General features: G+C 70.8%; 13 protein-coding genes, 1 tRNA gene and 2 pseudogenes. 10 read left to right on the forward strand and 6 right to left on the reverse strand.

Annotated features, from left to right (window positions below; genetic code table 11):
* A pseudogene (locus tag ACFV04_RS27485) lies at nucleotides 1-230 on the forward strand (hypothetical protein); the annotation flags it as partial.
* Nucleotides 231-358: 128 nt separating this feature from the next.
* Nucleotides 359-816, forward strand: a pseudogene (locus ACFV04_RS27490) (methyltransferase); the annotation flags it as partial.
* A gap of 273 nt (nucleotides 817-1089) precedes the next feature.
* Here ACFV04_RS27490 and ACFV04_RS27495 read toward each other — a convergent pair.
* The 4 genes from ACFV04_RS27495 to polA all read right to left on the reverse strand — a co-directional run bounded on the left by ACFV04_RS27495 (nucleotide 1090) and on the right by polA (nucleotide 7017).
* Nucleotides 1090-1752 carry a hypothetical protein gene (locus ACFV04_RS27495; RefSeq protein ID WP_380533241.1) on the reverse strand — a complete coding sequence of 221 codons (663 nt, stop codon included), beginning with the start codon at nucleotides 1750-1752 and terminating at the stop codon, nucleotides 1090-1092.
* A gap of 212 nt (nucleotides 1753-1964) precedes the next feature.
* Complete coding sequence (locus ACFV04_RS27500; RefSeq protein WP_380338137.1) at nucleotides 1965-2747, reverse strand: hypothetical protein; 783 nt, start codon at nucleotides 2745-2747, stop codon at nucleotides 1965-1967.
* A 669-nt stretch (nucleotides 2748-3416) separates the two neighbouring features.
* Nucleotides 3417-4190, reverse strand: coding sequence for a GNAT family N-acetyltransferase (locus ACFV04_RS27505; protein WP_380338135.1), 774 nt, complete (start codon nucleotides 4188-4190; stop codon nucleotides 3417-3419).
* A 139-nt stretch (nucleotides 4191-4329) separates the two neighbouring features.
* Nucleotides 4330-7017, reverse strand: a complete 2688-nt coding sequence (polA, locus tag ACFV04_RS27510; protein ID WP_380338302.1) for a DNA polymerase I — start codon at nucleotides 7015-7017, stop codon at nucleotides 4330-4332.
* Between the two features lie 304 nt (nucleotides 7018-7321).
* Here polA and ACFV04_RS27515 point away from each other — a divergent pair, with 304 nt between their 5' ends.
* The 6 genes from ACFV04_RS27515 to ACFV04_RS27540 all read left to right on the forward strand — a co-directional run bounded on the left by ACFV04_RS27515 (nucleotide 7322) and on the right by ACFV04_RS27540 (nucleotide 14241).
* Nucleotides 7322-7786 (forward strand): hotdog fold thioesterase, encoded by a 465-nt coding sequence (locus tag ACFV04_RS27515; RefSeq protein WP_360256764.1) that lies wholly within the window; start codon nucleotides 7322-7324, stop codon nucleotides 7784-7786.
* Nucleotides 7787-8429: 643 nt separating this feature from the next.
* Nucleotides 8430-9665, forward strand: coding sequence for a branched-chain amino acid ABC transporter substrate-binding protein (locus ACFV04_RS27520; RefSeq protein ID WP_380338133.1), 1236 nt, complete (start codon nucleotides 8430-8432; stop codon nucleotides 9663-9665).
* Between the two features lie 148 nt (nucleotides 9666-9813).
* Nucleotides 9814-10743, forward strand: a complete 930-nt coding sequence (locus ACFV04_RS27525; RefSeq protein ID WP_360256768.1) for a branched-chain amino acid ABC transporter permease — start codon at nucleotides 9814-9816, stop codon at nucleotides 10741-10743.
* 5 nt (nucleotides 10744-10748) lie between these two features.
* Nucleotides 10749-12680: a branched-chain amino acid ABC transporter permease gene (locus ACFV04_RS27530; RefSeq protein ID WP_380533263.1), complete on the forward strand. Its 1932-nt coding sequence runs from the start codon at nucleotides 10749-10751 to the stop codon at nucleotides 12678-12680.
* Nucleotides 12681-12688: 8 nt separating this feature from the next.
* Nucleotides 12689-13528, forward strand: coding sequence for an ABC transporter ATP-binding protein (locus ACFV04_RS27535; protein ID WP_380338297.1), 840 nt, complete (start codon nucleotides 12689-12691; stop codon nucleotides 13526-13528).
* Nucleotides 13525-14241: an ABC transporter ATP-binding protein gene (locus ACFV04_RS27540; protein ID WP_380533245.1), complete on the forward strand. Its 717-nt coding sequence runs from the start codon at nucleotides 13525-13527 to the stop codon at nucleotides 14239-14241. Before ACFV04_RS27535 ends, ACFV04_RS27540 begins: the two co-directional genes overlap by 4 nt.
* 60 nt (nucleotides 14242-14301) lie before the next feature.
* On the opposite strand, the gene ACFV04_RS27545 is transcribed toward ACFV04_RS27540, so the two are convergent.
* Entirely contained in the window at nucleotides 14302-14958 is a 657-nt protein-coding gene (locus tag ACFV04_RS27545) for a response regulator (protein ID WP_360256774.1), read from the reverse strand.
* Nucleotides 14959-15058: 100 nt separating this feature from the next.
* Here ACFV04_RS27545 and ACFV04_RS27550 point away from each other — a divergent pair.
* Nucleotides 15059-15132: transfer RNA gene (locus ACFV04_RS27550), tRNA-Leu, on the forward strand.
* A 202-nt stretch (nucleotides 15133-15334) separates the two neighbouring features.
* Nucleotides 15335-16036, forward strand: coding sequence for a helix-turn-helix domain-containing protein (locus ACFV04_RS27555; RefSeq protein ID WP_380533247.1), 702 nt, complete (start codon nucleotides 15335-15337; stop codon nucleotides 16034-16036).
* A 42-nt stretch (nucleotides 16037-16078) separates the two neighbouring features.
* Here the strand turns inward: ACFV04_RS27555 and pyk are convergent, their stop codons facing one another.
* Nucleotides 16079-17509, reverse strand: coding sequence for a pyruvate kinase (gene pyk / locus ACFV04_RS27560; RefSeq protein ID WP_380533249.1), 1431 nt, complete (start codon nucleotides 17507-17509; stop codon nucleotides 16079-16081).
* Nucleotides 17510-17523: the final 14 nt, after the last annotated feature.

Raw genomic sequence — 17523 nt, forward strand, 5'->3', positions numbered from 1 at the left:
GCCACCGCCACGGCCTCGACCGCTGGTTCACCACCGGCAACCTCACCACCGCCTACCTCTCCCTCGCGGCTGCTCACCCCATGCCCCGCACCGGCGACCCGGCCCGCTACTGGACCACCCTCGTCACCGCCGGTGAACTCCTCGCCGCAGCCCCCACCCCCGACAGCCGCCTCACCTACGCCCTCACCCACTGCCGCACCCAAGCCACCACCCACACCACCCACCGCTGAACCCCACGCACAGGAAGTCGACCCCACCGACTTCCCACTCCCCCACCACCCCCGCCCCACCAGGGCGAGCCAATGAACAGCCCTTCGCAACAGCGAAGTTGCCGGAAACGACCGACCGCCGATACAGGGTGACCAGCCCCGGTGAGGCCACCGGCAGGTTCCTGCCCGACTACACCAGCTTCATGATCGCCCGCCCCGCGACCGGCCTCCCCGCCCGGCCCTGTCCCTGCTCCCCGGGGAGGAACGCCCCAGCCGGATCGACCCCGCGCAGCTCGACACGTGGACCGGAGGCTGGATCGCGCAGCTCGCAGCGCCCTCCGCCGAACGGATGGGAAGCGGGGCGCAGCAGATCCTCTCGGACGTCGCCACCGGATCACAGTCCCGGACCGCGCCCGACCCCGCAGGCGGCTGGACCGTGATCCAGCGCGGACCGCTCCGCCTGTGGGACCGGGTGGAAACCGCCGTGGAGGAATGTCCGCAGGCGGGCGAGCCGCACCAGGACGCCTTCGGCATCACGGTCTCCCCGGCAGGACAACGGGTCTGGCTCGGCAACGACAACGGCCCCGGCTGGGACCTGTCGATCTGACCGGGGTTTGCGACACCTCGGCACCCGAACCGGTGCCCCGGAAGTCGGCCCCACCGACTTCCCGGCGCACCCACGACTCCGCCACCCGCCACGCCCTACCCGGTGCGGTCTGCCGGGCGCGGCCGACATCCGGCGAGCGCCCGTGCCACCGTCCCGCGCTCCTCGCCGTCGACCGGGTCGGGGAGCTCACCGGCGGTGACCAGGCCCGCCCAGGACTCCGCGGGCCGCGGGTGGCCGCACCCACCCGCGGCCGCAACGCGCGCACGGAAGGGTTCAGCAGCCGCCCGAGTTCGCCGAGCCCGAGCCTCCGGAGATCCACGGCGAGGAGGACGCCGGCGAGGGCTTGGGCCGCACGCTGCGCTTGGTGATCAGTTCGACCTCGACGCCGGCGGGGCCGAGCAGCACGGTCAGGGCCGCCTGCAGGCGCTCCGCGTCGGTGCCGGCGGGCGGCTTCCACACCACCTGCCCGCCGGTGAAGTCCAGCCGTCCGACGAGCGTCTCCTCGGCCGGTGCGCGATCGCCCTCGTAGGGCTCCATGATGCTGTGCACCAGCCGGACGGCGGGCAGCTCGGTCAGCGGCCGCCAGTCGTCGGGGCGACCGCCCCGGACCAACCGGTAGCGCTCCGCCACCTCGGGCGGGGCGAACTCGATCCGGTGGACGGTGGTCACTTCCATCCGGGCGATCACCGGGACGGCAAGCAGGTACTCGACCCCCACGATCACCCCGACCACCGCGGCGACGGTGCCCCCGGCCGCGCCGAGGATCCACAGGACGAACGCCACCGTGAAGGTCGGCGCGAAGAGCACCAGCGGCGCCTTCAGCGCGCTCCCGACGGCCGTCAGGCAGTACAGCAGCGCACTGCGCCGGGTGCCGCCGCCCGCGCGCAGGACGATGTCGGTCGAGGAGGGGCCGGTGCGCAGGACATCCAGAGCCATGCCAGGAGCGTAGGACTGCCGAACAGGACCGGCCAGAGCCTCGACGCGGCCAATGTGCCTGGTACCCACAGCGGCTGATCATGCATCAGTCCGAGGAGACCGGTCCCGGCCGGAGCAGGCTCACCCCGACCCGGGCGAGCGCGCGCACGGGACCGGTCAGGCGGTCAGGCGGTCAGGCGGTCAGGCGGTCAGGCGGTCAGGCGGTCAGGCGGTCAGGCGGTCAGGGCGACGATGATGCTCCAGTCGGGGCTCAGGCCGCCCTCGGCCAGTTCGGTGAAGATGCCCTCGGTGTCGACCCGGCCGGTGGCGATCACGCCGTTGTCGGACCGGTAGAACAGTGCTTCCTCCCCTTCCGGCACGATGTGCGTCCACCCGTCGGAGAGCCGACCCTCGGCCAGCTCCGTGAAGATCCCGTCGGTGTCGATCCGCCCGGTGGCGATCACCCCGTTGTCGGACCGGTAGAACAACTCGGCTCCCAGGGGAGTGATGCGGGTCCACCCGTTGGACAGCCGGCCCTCGGCCAACTCCGTGAAGATCCCGTTCGTGTCCAGGTCCCCGGTGGCGATCACCCCGCTGTCCGACCGGTAGAACAACAGCACCCGCCCCACCGGCACGATGTGCGTCCACCCCTTGGACAGCCGGCCCTCGGCCAGCTCCGTGAAGATCCCGTTCGTGTCGATCCGCCCGGTGGCGATCACCCCGCTGTCCGACCGGTAGAACAGCAACTCCCGCCCCACCGGCACGATGTGCGTCCACCCGTTGGACAGCCGGCCCTCGGCCAGCTCCGTGAAGATCCCGTTCGTGTCGAGACGGCCCGTCGCGATCACCCCGTCACCGGCCCGGTAGAACAGCAGCTCCCGCCCGATGGGCACGATGTGCGTCCACTTCGGGGAGAGCTTTCCGTCCGCCAGGCCGGTGAAGATGCCGTCGGTACTCAGTCTTCCCGTCGCTATCAGGCCGTCGTTCGCCCGGTAGAAGAGCATTTCCCTGGACATGCTTCCTCCTCAGTCGCAGGGACCGGGGCCGTCGCGTCCCTCGGGTGCGCGCGGCCACCGTCGGGTCGGTCCCGTGCCGACCAGCTCTCTCCACGCTACGCGCACGAACATGTGGATGTCACCAGCCCATGGCCCGGCCGAACGCCTTTGAAGGGTCAACTTTCCGACTGCGGAGCGTACTTACGGCGACGGTGCGTCATCGCCGCGACGCCGAAGGGCCCGGGCACTGTGACGTCCGGCTCCCTCGCCCACGGCCGCACCAGGCCACCCCGACCACCCCGGCCACCGACCACCGGCCACCGACCACCCCGGCCACCCCGGCCACCCCGGCCACCCCGGCCACCGACCACCGGCCACCGACCACCCCGGCCACCCCGGCCACCCGGTCACCGACGACGCGCAGGAAGTCGACCTCACCGACTTCCTGCGCGCGCAGCAGCTGTTCGGCTGGGCCGCCGGCCCGCAGCGGACAGGCCGCGGGCCGCCGTACCGTCAGGAACCACCGGCGTAGGCCCGCGCCCGCGACCGCGCCCACGCCCGCGCCCCCACCGGCACTCGACGAGCCGCCCGCAAGCGGCACCGGCACGGCGCCCGCCTACCGCTGAAGCCATCCACAGGGCGGGTGCCCTGCGGGGACCCGGCGGGCCGGCGGCCCGACGGGCTTCACCGCTACGCCGTCCCGGAAGGCGCGGCCCACCAGGTCGAGGGCGTCGCGACCGTGTAACCCAGCGACTCGTACAGCGGCCTGCCCAGCTTCGAGGCGGTGAGCGTGGCCGGCAGGTCCGCCAGGTGGGCGAGGGCTCCGAGCATCACGGCCCGGCCCACCCCACGCGAGCGGAACGCCGACGACGTGGCGACCCAGTAGTGGCTGCCGACGCCGTCGGCCACGACGCTGACGCAGGCTCCCGCGGCCGCACCGTCGAGCGAGGCGACGAACACGTCCACGCCCGGCTGTTCGATCAGCGCCGTCGGGAACAGCTCGCCGGGGCGGTAGGGCTCGAATCGGTCCAGTTCGAAGCCCTCGATCACGACCCGCTCGGCTGTCTGGAGGTCCTCGGGCCGCCGTACCCGGGTCACGTCGAGGGCCGGTTCGCCGACGGGCCCGGGCAGGCGCAGCATGATCGGCATCTGCCAGTTGCGCATGCCCAGGTGGCTCAGGTCGGTCGCGCTGAACGGATCCTCGACGTTCACCGCCCCCGCGGCCCCGCGCACCAGTTCGCCCACCTCGGCCAGTTCGCCGGGGTCGAGGTCGGGCTCCTGGACCAGGATCCGCAGGCCCGCGCGCTCGTCGCCGTCGACCGCGAGGAATCCGCGGCGCCGGATCACCTCGTGTCCCCGGCTCCGACCGGTCGCGGCCCAGAAGGCGGCGGAGTTGCGGGCCTGGCTGGTCGGCGCCTCGGCCGGGGACAGGGGCTGGTCGGTCGCAGTGGATCCTGTTGTCATTGTGCCTACGGTAGTACGAAATTGACTTGTCGTATGGGCCAATTCGCCGCAAGCCGGCTGGGCCACCCCGGGGCCGCCGATGACGGCGGGCCCGCACGCTCCACGCGTCCGGGCCCGCCGAGAACCGCTTGCGGCACCGTCAGTGCGCGGCGGTCTCCCAGTTGGCGCCGACGCCGACCGAGACGTCCAGCGGGGCGCGCAGCGGGTAGGCGCCCGCCATCTGCTCGCGGACCACGGCCTCCACCCGCTCGCGCTCGCCCGGGACCAGCTCCAGGACGATTTCGTCGTGCACCTGGAGCAGCATCCGGGAGGTGAGGCCGGCCGCGCGCAGCGCCTCGTCCACCCGGAGCATGGCGATCTTGACGATGTCGGCGGCCGAGCCCTGGATCGGGGCGTTGAGGGCCATCCGCTCGGCCATCTCGCGGCGCTGGCGGTTGTCGCTGTTGAGGTCCGGCAGGTACCGGCGGCGGCCGAGCAGGGTCTCGGTGTACCCCGTCGCGCGGGCCTCGTCGACGACCCGGCGCAGGTAGTCCCGGACGCCGCCGAAGCGCTCGAAGTAGGTGTCCATGAGGCCCTGTGCCTCGGCGGGCTTGATGCCGAGCTGCTGCGAGAGCCCGTACGCGGACAGCCCGTACGCCAGGCCGTAGGACATCGCCTTGATCTTGCGGCGCATCTCGGCGTCGACCGCGGCGCCCGGCACCTCGAAGACCTGGGAGGCGACGGTGGTGTGCAGGTCCTCGCCGGAGGCGAAGGCCTCGATCAGCGCCTCGTCCTCGGACAGGTGCGCCATGATCCGCAGCTCGATCTGCGAGTAGTCGGCGGTGAGCAGCGTCTCGTAGCCCTGGCCGACGACGAAGGCGCGGCGGATGGCGCGGCCCTCCTCGGTGCGGACCGGGATGTTCTGCAGGTTCGGGTCCTGCGAGGAGAGCCGGCCGGTGGCGGCGACCATCTGGTTGAAGGTGGTGTGGATCCGGCCCTTGGGCGAGACGGTCTTGAGCAGGCCCTCGACGGTGGTGCGCAGCTTGGCCTGGTCGCGGTGGCGCAGCAGGATGACGGGCAGCTCGTTGTCGGTCTGGGTGGCCAGCCAGGTGAGCGCGTCGGCGTCGGTGGTGTAGCCGGTCTTGATCTTCTTGGTCTTGGGGAGCGCGAGCTCGCCGAAGAGGATCTCCTGGAGCTGCTTGGGCGAGCCGAGGTTGAACTCGTGCCCGGCGGCGGCGTGCGCCTCCTCGACGCAGCGCTGGATCTCGGCGGCGAACTGCGCCTCCAGCGTGGTGAGCCACTCGCGGTCGGCGGCGATGCCGTAGCGCTCCATGCGGGCGAGCAGGGCGGCGATGGGCAGTTCCATGTCGCGCATCAGCCCGGTGGCGCCGACCTCGGCGAGGCGGGTGTCGAAGAGCGCGGCGAGGTCGAGCACGGCGCGGGCCTGGAGCATCAGCGAGCGGGCGGCCGCGGTCTCGTCCTCCTCCGGCGCGTCGAAGGCGAGTTGGCCGCTCTCGGTGGCGGGGGCCGGGGTGAGCGAGCGGGCCAGGTACTCCTCGGCGAGCACCTCCAGGGTGAAGGTGCGGCGGCCGGGCTTCTCCAGGTAGGCGGCGAGCGCGGTGTCGGCGACGACGCCCCCGACCGTCCAGCCGCGCTCGGCGAAGGCGCGCATGACCTGCTTGGCGATGTGCAGGGCCTTGGGTGCGGTGGTGTCGGCGAGCCAGCCGGCGAAGGCCTGCTCGTCCTCCTCGGCGAGCAGCGCCGGGTCGAACCAGGCGGCGGTCTCCCCGGCGGCGAGGGCCACTTCGGTGACCTCGCCGGTGCCGAGCGCCCACTGGTAGACGGCGGCGAGCGCGACCGTGGTCTTGCCGTCGGAGGCGTGCTCGCGCAGCCAGGCGGCCAGGGTGCCCGGGTCGGTGAGCAGTTCGCCGTCCACCTCGACGCCGGGGGCGAGTTCGGCTTCGGCGGCGGTCTCGCCGGCGGCCGGGTCGATGCCGTGGACGCGGTCGCGGAAGTTGGCGTTGCGGAACTCCAGCGAGTCCATCAGGGTGCCGACGGCGGCCCTGTCGAACGGTGCGCGGGCCAGGTCGGCGACGCCGAGCGGGAGTTCGACGTCGCGGACCAGCTCGGTGAGGACGCGGTTGCGCTTGACCGAGTCGAGGTGGTCGCGCAGCTTCTCGCCGATCTTGCCCTTCACCTCGTCGGCGCGGGCGACGAGTTCGTCGAAGGAGCCGAACTGGTTGACCCACTTGGCGGCGGTCTTCTCGCCGACGCCGGGGATGCCGGGCAGGTTGTCGGACGGGTCGCCGCGCAGCGCGGCGAGGTCCGGGTACTGGCGCGGGGTGACGCCGTACTTCTCGGTGACCTTCTCCGGGGTGAAGCGGGTCAGCTCGGAGACGCCCTTGGTCGGGTAGAGGACGGTGACGTGGTCGGTGACCAGCTGGAGCGAGTCGCGGTCGCCGGTGACGATGTCGACGTCGTAGCCGGCCGCCTCGGCGGCGGTGGCCAGGGTGGCGATGATGTCGTCGGCCTCGAAGCCCTCGGCGGTCAGCCGGGGGATGCTCATGGCGTCGAGCAGTTCGCCGATCAGGCCGATCTGGCTGCGGAACTCGTCGGGGGTCTTGGCGCGGTTGGCCTTGTAGTCGGGGAACTCGACGGAGCGGAACGTCTGCCGGGAGAGGTCGAAGGCGACGGCGACGTGGGTGGGCTGCTCGTCGCGGACGGTGTTGGCGAGCATCGACGCGAAGCCGTAGACCGCGTTGGTGGGCTGCCCGGTGGAGGTGTTGAAGTTCTCCACGGGCAGGGCGTAGAAGGCCCGGTAGGCCATCGAGTGCCCGTCGAGCAGCATCAGCCGGGGCCGCGGGCCGGCCCCGCCGCCACCCGTCGCGCCCTTGTCCGTACTCTGCGTAGCCACGTCAACGTCCGTTCCTGCCGATTCCACTACCGGCCACCGATCCTATGGCCCGGCACCGACAAAAGGGGCACGCCGCCGGCGGGCCCGGGCACCGCGGCGGCGGGGCGGCGAAGGTGCCCGCCCGGGCGTCCGCCGGGGCCGCCACGCCAGCCCCGGCCGCGCGCGGTACCGCCGAGTAGGACGGTCGTACGATCACAGGCAGCACGCCCCGTGACCCCCGAGCGGCAGGAGTTCCCCCATGGCCGATGCGGCCCCCGACACCGCCCCCGTCCTGAAGGTCCCGCAGGACGTCCTGGACCACTTCGCCAAGCTCGGCGTGAGCCCGGAGACCTTCTCCGGCGGCGACCTCGGCGAGAAGCTCGGCATCCGGATCGTCGAGGCCTCCGGCGACCGCGTGGTCGGCACCATGCCGGTGGAGGGCAACCAGCAGCCGTACGGACTGCTGCACGGCGGCGCGTCCGCGGCCCTGGCGGAGACGCTGGGCTCGATCGGGGCGATGCTGCACGCCGGCCCCGGCCGGTACGCGGTCGGCGTGGACCTCAACGCGACCCACCACCGCTCGGCGACGTCCGGCCTGGTCACCGGGGTGGCGACGGCCGTGTTCAAGGGCCGCACCGCCGCCACCTACGAGATCGCGGTCACCGACGACACCGGCAAGCGGGTCACCAGCTGCCGGCTGACCTGCATGTTGCGCGACCTCTGACGTCCCGGTCGGCGCCGCGGCGCCCCACCCGTCACAGCAGGTGCAGCCGGCCCCACCGGTAACGTCCCTACCGTCGAAGCAAGTTCAGTCAAGACGACATCAAGTCCCTTTACCGCCCCCTTGTTTGACCATCCGCCACTCTGGGCAGGCGTTGGTCTGGACAAGGGGGCGGTTCGCATGTCCGGCGGGGGCCGACGCGTTCCCGACCCTTGTAACGCTGCGTAACAAGCAGGAAATCCGAGCAAAACCCGACCCCGAGCGCTCCCGGGGCCCCGGGGTCGCTTGACCGTGCTCTTCTCGTCCGCAATCCGGACGCTACCGGTCGAAACATGGGAATCGGACTTGGCTGTTCGATTATCGGTGACGCCAGCCGCAACCCCCATTTCCGGCCCTTACATCGCCCTACCAGCGCGTAAACGCCCGAAAGGGCCGGATCGATCGAGCCGAAACGACCACATGGTGAGACAACTGCTCCGTGTGCTCATAACAAGAGAATCACAGCCTGCTCGCAGCACTGCCCGAGCCGCCCAACGGCATCTAGAGTCACGGCCAGTCACCGCGCCATCCGAATGGGCCTGGCCCTCCGCGCACTCCGGCTCCCGCCACTCCGGCGCGGGCGCATCCCGAACCGAAGGGGACCCTCGTGCGTCACCGTTCAGCAGTTGTCGTGAGCATTGCCGTGATCGCCGCCCTCAGCCTCAGCGCCTGCGGCTCTCGCGGTGACAAGAAGTCCGGCGACGGGGGCAGCGGCGGCGGCTCCGCCACCACCGTCACCATCGGCATCGACGCCCCGCTCACCGGCGACCTCTCCGCCATCGGCCTCGGCATCCGCAACTCCGTCGAACTCGCGGCGAAGAAGGCCAACGAGGCCAACGAGGTCCCCGGCGTCAAGTTCCAGATCAAGGCCCTGGACGACACCGCCAAGCCCGGCCCCGGCCAGCAGAACGCCACCCAGCTGGTCGGCGACACCAGCGTCGTCGGCGTCGTCGGCCCGCTCAACTCCAGCGTCGCCCAGTCGATGCAGCAGATCTTCGCCGACGCCAACCTGGTCGAGATCTCCCCCGCCAACACCGGCGTCGCCCTCAGCCAGGGCGAGAAGTGGGCCAGCGGCGAGAAGAAGCGTCCCTTCAAGACCTACTTCCGCACCGCCACCACCGACGCCGTCCAGGGCCCCTTCGCCGCCCAGTACCTCGCCAAGGACGCCAAGAAGTCCAAGGTCTTCCTCATCGACGACCAGAAGACCTACGGCGCCGGCCTGGCCGCCACCTTCAAGGCCGAGTTCGTCAAGCAGGGCGGCTCCATCGTCGGCGAGGAGCACGTCAACCCCGACGACCGCGACTTCGCCGCCATCGTCACCAAGGTCAAGAGCTCCGGCGCCGAGGCCGTCTACTACGGCGGCGAGTACCCCGCGGCCGGCCCGCTCTCCCTCCAGCTCAAGGAGGCCGGCGTCGCCATCCCGCTGATGGGCGGCGACGGCATGCAGAGCGCCGACTTCATCAAGCTCAACCCGAAGAGCGCCGGCGACCTCGCCACCGCCGTCGGCGGCGCCGTCGAGAAGCTCCCGACCGCCGCGAAGTTCATCGCCGACTACAAGGCCGCCGGTTACAAGGACGCCTACGAGACCTACGGCGGCTACTCCTACGACAGCGGCTGGGCCATCATCCAGGCCGTCAAGGCCGTCGTCGCCGCCAACAACGGCAAGCTCCCGGCCAACCCCCGCGCCGCCGTCGTCGACGCCGTCCAGAAGGTCTCCTTCGACGGCGTGACCGGCAAGGTCTCCTTCGACGAGTTCGGTGACACCACCAACAAGCAGCTCACCGTCTACGCCGTCAAGGACGGCAAGTGGGACGTGGAGAAGACCGGCACCTTCGAGGGCTGACCCACCACCGGACCCGGCCCACCGAACCACCCACCCGGATCCGGCACCACCGAACCACCCAGCGCGCGGGGGCGCCACGAGTGCCCCCGCGCGCCCCCACATCCACCACCCACGCGGACACCCCCGAACGCACTACGGAGGCCCAGCGGTGCACGACCTACCGCAGCAGCTGGCCAACGGCCTGATCCTCGGCGCCCTCTACGGGCTCGTCGCGATCGGCTACACGATGGTCTACGGCATCGTCCAGCTCATCAACTTCGCCCACGGCGAGATCGTCATGGTCGGCGGCTTCGGCGCCCTGACCGCCTACCTCGCCCTCCCCGGCGGCACCACCCTCTGGCTGGCCCTACCGCTGATGCTGATCGCCGGCGTCCTGGTCTCCACCCTCACCGCCGTCGCCGCCGAGCGGTTCGCCTACCGCCCCCTGCGCAACGCGCCCCGGCTCGCCCCGCTGATCACCGCGATCGGGCTGTCCATCTTCCTCCAGCAGCTCGTCTTCTCCTTCTACCCCGACGCCAAGAAGGCCCGGGTCTTCCCCAAGATCCCCGGCGACCCGTTCAGCCTCGGCTCCGTCACCATCCAGCGCAGCGACCTCTTCCTGATCATCGCCGCCCCGCTCTGCATGCTCGCCCTGGGCTGGTTCGTCACCCGCACCCGCTCCGGCCGCGCCATGCAGGCCACCAGCCAGGACCCGGACACCGCCAAGCTGATGGGCATCGACACCGACCGCATCATCGTCATGGCCTTCGCCATCGGCGCCGCGTTCGCCGCCGTCGCCGCCATCGCCTACGGCCTGCGCAGCGGCCAGGTCGACTTCCGGATGGGCTTCATCCTCGGCCTCAAGGCCTTCACCGCCGCCGTCCTCGGCGGCATCGGCAACATCTACGGAGCCATGCTCGGTGGCCTCGCCCTCGGCCTCGCCGAAGCCCTCGCCACCGGATACATCCAGCACCTGCCCGGCATGCACCTCTTCGGGGGCGGCGCCTGGAAGGACGTCTGGGCCTTCGTACTCCTCATCCTCGTGCTCCTCGTCCGGCCCCAAGGCCTGCTCGGCGAGCGCGTCGCGGACAGGGCGTGACCACCATGACCACCACGACCACCGAGACCACCCCGGTCATCCCCCTGCCGGCCCGCGCCGCCGCGGCCCTCACCGGCCTCGGCGCCCTCGCCACCGCCGCCTCCGCCGCCATGGCCTGGACCTGGACCTCCGACTTCCCCGGCGACCTCACCTACTACGGCTCCCCGGCCGGCCTCCAGTGGCTCGCCCTCGCGGCCGGCCTGCTCACCCTGGCCGTGCTGCTCGGCTCCCAGGGCGTCCGCGGCCTGCGCTGGGTCACCCCCGCCGGCAGCAACAACGCCGTCCTGTACGCCGCCACCGGCACCCTCGCCGTCAGCGCCTACTCGGTCGCCTCCATCGCCGTCGAACTCGACGGCCTCGTCAACCTCGAACCCGGCGGCTGGGTCCTCGCCGCCGGCGGCCTGCTCACCGTCCTCGGCGCCCTCGGCCTCCCGCTCGACCGGCGCACCGCCGTCCCGCTGCGGATCGTCGACAAGCGCCTCTTCCTGCTCGTCCCGGCCGCCCCCCTGGTCTGGTTCGGCGCCCACGCCGTCCCCGGCGACAAGCCCGTCGCCCCCGTCCTGACCGCCCTCGCCGGCGGCGTGGTCATCGCCACCGGCGCCGTCCTCCTCCTCCAGCTCGGCCACCTCGCCAACACCTGGCTGCGCCTCGGCAAGGTCGAGCGCCCGTTCGACGCCCCCCGCGCGCTGCCGTCCTGGGTCGAGGTCCTGGTCATCATCGTCGCCTTCGGGCTCGGCCTCTTCGCGATCACCTTCGGCATCGACACCGAGTACGGCGAACTCTTCATCGGCTGCCTGCTGTTCGCCGGCCCCACCCTCGCCGCCCTCACCAAGTCCGGCCTGATCGCCCGGCTGCGCGCACTGACCGTCAAGCACCGCCCGGTCACCACCGGCGCGGCGTTCGCCGCCGCCGCGAGCTTCCCCTTCACCCAGAACAGCGACCAGTACACCTCGGTCGCCACCAACATCCTGATCTTCGCCACCGTCGCCCTCGGCCTCAACATCGTCGTCGGCCTGGCCGGCCTGCTCGACCTCGGGTACGTCGCCTTCCTCGGCGTCGGCGCCTACGCCGCCGCCCTGGTCTCCGGCTCCCCCGCCTCGCCCATCCACGTCCAGTTCCCGTTCTGGGCCGCGATGCTCACCGGCGCCGCCGTCTCCATGGTCTTCGGCGTCCTCATCGGCGCCCCCACCCTGCGGCTGCGCGGCGACTACCTCGCCATCGTCACCCTCGGGTTCGGCGAGATCTTCCGCATCACCATGCTCAACCTCAACGGCACCACCGGCCCCAAGATCACCAACGGCTCCAACGGCATCCCGCGGATCCCCGACCTGGAGATCCTCGGCTTCGACCTCGGCAAGCCCCACACCGTCGCCGGCATCGAACTCGGCCGCTTCTCCAACTACTACCTGCTGATGCTGCTCGTCACCGCCCTGGTCGTGCTCGTCTTCGCCCGGGTCGGCAACTCCCGCATCGGCCGCGCCTGGGTCGCCATCCGCGAGGACGAGACCGCCGCCGAGGCCATGGGCATCAACGGCTTCCGCCTCAAGCTCCTCGCCTTCGCCCTCGGCGCCTGCCTCGCCGGCCTCGCCGGCACCGTCCAGGCCCACGTCAGCTACACCGTCACCCCCGACCAGTACACCTTCGCCGAGGCCCTCCCGCCCAACTCCGCCTTCCTGCTCGCCGCCGTCATCCTCGGCGGCATGGGCACCATCAGCGGACCGCTGGCCGGCGCCACCCTCCTCTTCCTCATCCCGAAGAAGCTCGAATTCCTCGCCGACTACCAGCTCCTCGCATTCGGCGCCGCCCTCATCATCCTGATGCGCGTCCGCCCCGAGGGCCTCATCCCCAACCGGCGCCAGCAGCTGGAGTACCACGAGGCCGCCATCCCGGCCCAGCCCACCGGCGAGCCGACCGCACTCACCAAGGCAGGGGCGTGACCGACCCGATGACCACCACCGCCGCACCCCTGCTCGAAGTCACCGGCGTCACCATGCGCTTCGGCGGCCTCACCGCCGTCAACGACGTCTCCCTCACCGTCGGTGAGGGCGAGATCATCGGCCTCATCGGCCCCAACGGCGCCGGCAAGACCACCTTCTTCAACTGCCTCACCGGCCTGTACGTCCCCACCGAGGGCACCGTCCGCTACCGCGACGTCCAACTGCCCCCCAAGCCCCACCTCGTCACCCAGGCCGGCATCGCCCGCACCTTCCAGAACATCCGGCTCTTCGCCAACATGACCGTCCTGGAGAACGTCCTCGTCGGCCGCCACAGCCGCACCAAGGAAGGCATCTTCTCCGCCATCCTCCGCTTGCCCGGCTACCACCGCGCCGAAGCCGAGAGCCGCGCCAAGGCCATGGAGCTCCTGGAGTTCACCGGCCTCGCCGCCAAGGCCGACCACCTCGCCCGCAACCTCCCCTACGGCGAGCAGCGCAAGCTGGAGATCGCCCGCGCCCTCGCCTCCGACCCCGGCCTGCTCCTCCTCGACGAGCCCACCGCCGGCATGAACCCCCAGGAGACCCGCGCCGCCGAGGAACTCGTCTTCGCCATCCGGGACAAGGGCATCTCCATCCTCGTCATCGAGCACGACATGCGCTTCATCTTCAACCTCTGCGACCGCACCGCCGTGCTCGTCCAGGGCCAGAAGATCGTCGAGGGCGACCGCGAGACCGTCCAGAACGACGAGCGCGTCATCACCGCCTACCTCGGCGCCCCGCTCGACGACACCACCCCTCCCGAGGACGCCGCCCCGGCAGCACCGGAGACCGTTACGGAGAACGACCAGTGACCGCACTCCTCGAGGTCGAGGACCTCCGCGTCGCCTACGGCAAGATCGAAGCCGTCAAGGGCATCAGCTTCACCGTCAACCAGGGCGAGGTCACCACCCTCATCGGCACCAACGGCGCCGGCAAGACCACCACCCTGCGAACCCTCTCCGGCCTCCTCAAGCCCACCTCCGGACGCATCACCTTCGACGGCCAGGACCTCTCCACCGTCCCCGCCCACAAGATCGTCGCCCTCGGCCTCGCCCACTCCCCCGAAGGCCGGCACATCTTCCCCCGCATGACCATCGAGGAGAACCTCCTCCTCGGCGCCTTCCTGCGCACCGACACCGCCGGCATCACCGCCGACGTCGAACGCGCCTACAGCCTCTTCCCCATCCTCGGCGAACGCCGCAAGCAGGCCGCCGGCACCCTCTCCGGCGGCGAACAGCAGATGCTCGCCATGGGCCGGGCCCTGATGTCCCAGCCCAAGCTGCTCATGCTGGACGAACCCTCCATGGGCCTCTCCCCGCTGATGATGCAGAAGATCATGGCGACCATCATCGAGCTCAAGGCCGGCGGCACCACCATCCTCCTGGTCGAGCAGAACGCCCAGGCCGCCCTCTCCCTGTCCGACCGCGGCTACGTCATGGAGACCGGCCGCGTCGTCCTCTCCGGCACCGGCGCGGACCTCCTCCACGACGAGTCCGTCCGCAAGGCCTACCTCGGCGAGGACTGACCCCCACCACGCACGAAGGGCCCGGCAGATCCCCTGCCGGGCCCTTCCTGGCTGTGCGACCTACTCGGGCGCGCCCTCTTCCGCCTTCTTGCGGTCCTGGGCCTCGCCCTCCTCGATGACCGCCTCGGCCACCGCCGCCATCGTCATCCGCCGGTCCATCGACGTCTTCTGGATCCACCGGAACGCGGCCGGCTCGTTCAGCCCGAACTTCGTCTGCAGCACGCCCTTCGCCCGGTCCACCAGCTTCCGGGTCTCCAGCCGCTGGGTGAGATCCCCGATCTCCTTCTCCAGCGCCCGCATCTCGGTGTACCGCGACACCGCCATCTCGATCGCCGGCACCAGGTCCGACTTCGAGAACGGCTTCACGATGTACGCCATCGCCCCGGCGTCCCGCGCCCGGTCCACCAGCTCCCGCTGCGAGAACGCGGTCAGCATCAGCACCGGAGCCAGGTGCTTCTCGTGGATCTGCTCGGCGGCCGACAGCCCGTCCAGAACCGGCATCTTCACGTCGAAGATCGCCAGGTCCGGCTTCAGCTCCTCCACGAGCTTCACCGCCGTCGCCCCGTCCCCCGCTTCGCCGACGACGGTGTACCCCTCCTCCTCCAGCATCTCCTTCAGATCGAGGCGGATCAGCGCCTCGTCCTCGGCGATCACGATCCGGGTGATCTGGGGCGTATCGGTCTCAAGCGGCTGTGCCTGCTCGTCGGCGGTGCTCACGGGGCTCCTAGTTCCGGCGGGGTACTGCATGCACGAGGGTACCTAGACACGGTATGTTTGGACTCAGCAGGGTCGGGGGGCAACCTTCGAATCCGTGGATGCCCCGGTAGCCCAGTGGTTAGAGGCACGGCGCTCAAACCGCCGACAGCGTGGGTTCGAATCCCACCCGGGGTACTTTTCCTTCAATTCCAAAGCCACTTAGGGCAGCCCGATCGTTGGCGATCTTCATTCGTTCGGGCGAGAACAAGCCTATTCGCCCGCACAGTCGGCGCATGGTGTTCAAAATCACCCGCATGCCACCCGCTCGACCCGCGAAGAAGCCGTCCTCCTCCTCCGCCAGGGCGTCCGCAATTCCGAGGTCTCCCGCCGCCTCGGAGTGCCCACGGGCACAGTCGGGTCGTGGAAGCACAAAGACCTCGCAAGACGCGGCAAACTGCCGGGCCGAAAGCGCTCCGCCTGCCCCCACTGCTACGGCGACGAGCTGAACCGCTCCGCCTACGCCTACCTCCTCGGCCTGTACCTCGGCGACGGCCACATCCTGCTGCCCAACGAGTACCGCAGGACCCAGAGCCTCCAGATCACCTGCGACGACAAGTGGCCGGGCGTCATGAATTCCGCCGAGCAGGCCATGCGTCAGGTCCTCCCCAACAACACGCCCTGCAGGGTACGACGCATCGGGTGCCACGACGTCAAGGTCTACTCGAACCACCTCACGTGCCTGTTCCCGCAGCACGGCCCCGGCAGGAAGCACGAGCGCACCATAGCCCTGGCGCCCTGGCAGCAGGAGATCGTGGACGCCCACCCCTGGGAGTTCCTGCGCGGTCTGATCCACTCCGACGGCTGCCGCATCACCAACTGGGCCACCCACACGGTGGCCGGCATCACCAAGCGCTACGAGTACCCGCGGTACTTCTTCACCAACACGTCGACCGACATCATCGGCCTCTTCACCGCCACCCTCGACGCCGTCGGCGTCCGGTGGAAGCACGCTTCCCGGTCCAACGGCGGCTTCAACATCTCCGTCGCCCGCAAGGAGTCCGTCGCCCTCATGGACGTCCACATCGGCCCGAAGTACTGACGGCGGCGCGGTCTTCGGCAGGACCGCGCCGCCCGAGGGGCATCAGGCGTCCAGCGTCCCCACGTGGTGGACGCGGACGAGGTTGGTGGAGCCGGCGAGGCCGGGGGGTGAGCCCGCGGTGATGACGACGATGTCGCCCTTCTGGCAGCGGCCGAGCGACAGCAGGGCCGCGTCGACCTGTTCGACCATCTGGTCCGTGGTCGGGGCGAACGGGCCGAGGAAGGTCTCCACGCCCCAGGTGAGGGCGAGTTGGCTCCGGACGGCCGGTTCGTAGGTGAAGGCGAGGACCGGGATGGGTGAGCGGTAGCGGGTCAGGCGGCGGGCGGTGTCGCCGGACTGGGTGAAGGCGATGAGGTACTTGGCGTGCAGGAAGTCGCCGATCTCGGCGGCGGCGCGGGCGACGGCGCCGCCCTGGGTGCGCGGCTTGCTGCCGGTGGTCAGCGGGGGCAGGCCGGCGGCGAGGATGTCGTTCTCGGCGGCTTCGATGATCCGGCTCATGGTCTTGACCGTCTCGACGGGGTACTTGCCGACCGAGGTCTCCCCGGAGAGCATCACCGCGTCGGTGCCGTCGAGGACGGCGTTGGCGACGTCGGAGGCCTCGGCGCGGGTCGGCCGGGAGGCGTTGATCATCGAGTCGAGCATCTGGGTGGCGACGATGACCGGTTTGGCGTTGCGCCGGGCGAGCTTGATGGCGCGCTTCTGGACCAGCGGGACCTGTTCGAGGGGCATCTCCACGCCCAGGTCGCCGCGGGCCACCATGATGCCGTCGAAGGCGTCGACGACGGATTCGAGGTTCTTCACCGCCTGCGGCTTCTCGATCTTGGCGATGACCGGGACGAAGCGGCCCTCCTCGGCCATGACCCGGTGGACGTCCTCGATGTCGCGGCCGCTCCGGACGAAGGAGAGCGCGATCAGGTCGGCCCCGGTGCGCAGCGCCCACCGCAGGTCGGCGACGTCCTTGTCGCTGAGTGCGGGGACGGAGACGGCGACGCCGGGGAGGTTGAGGCCCTTGTGGTCGGAGACCAGGCCGCCTTCGATGACGAGGCAGCGCACGCGGGGGCCGTCGACGGCGACGACTTCCAGGGTGACGCGGCCGTCGTCGACGAGGATGCGTTCGCCGCGGCTGACGTCGGCCGCGAGTCCGGCGTAGGTGGTGCCGCAGATGTCCTTGTCCCCCACGACGCCCTTGTCGGTGGAGATGGTGAACTCGTCGCCGCGTTCGAGGAGTACCGGCCCGTGGGCGAAGGTGTCGAGGCGGATCTTCGGACCTTGAAGGTCGGCGAGGACGCCGACGCTCCGGCCGGTTTCGTCGGTGGCCTTGCGGACGCGGCGGTAGCGTTCCTCGTGTTCGGCGTGCGTGCCGTGGCTGAGGTTGAATCGGGCGATGTCCATACCGGCGTCGACCAGGGATTTGATCTGGTCGTACGAGTCGGTGGCGGGCCCGAGAGTGCAGACGATTTTTGCTCGGCGCATAGTGCTGAGACTAG

The organism is Kitasatospora sp. NPDC059599, from assembly GCF_042735125.1.
GTDB lineage: Bacteria > Actinomycetota > Actinomycetes > Streptomycetales > Streptomycetaceae > Kitasatospora.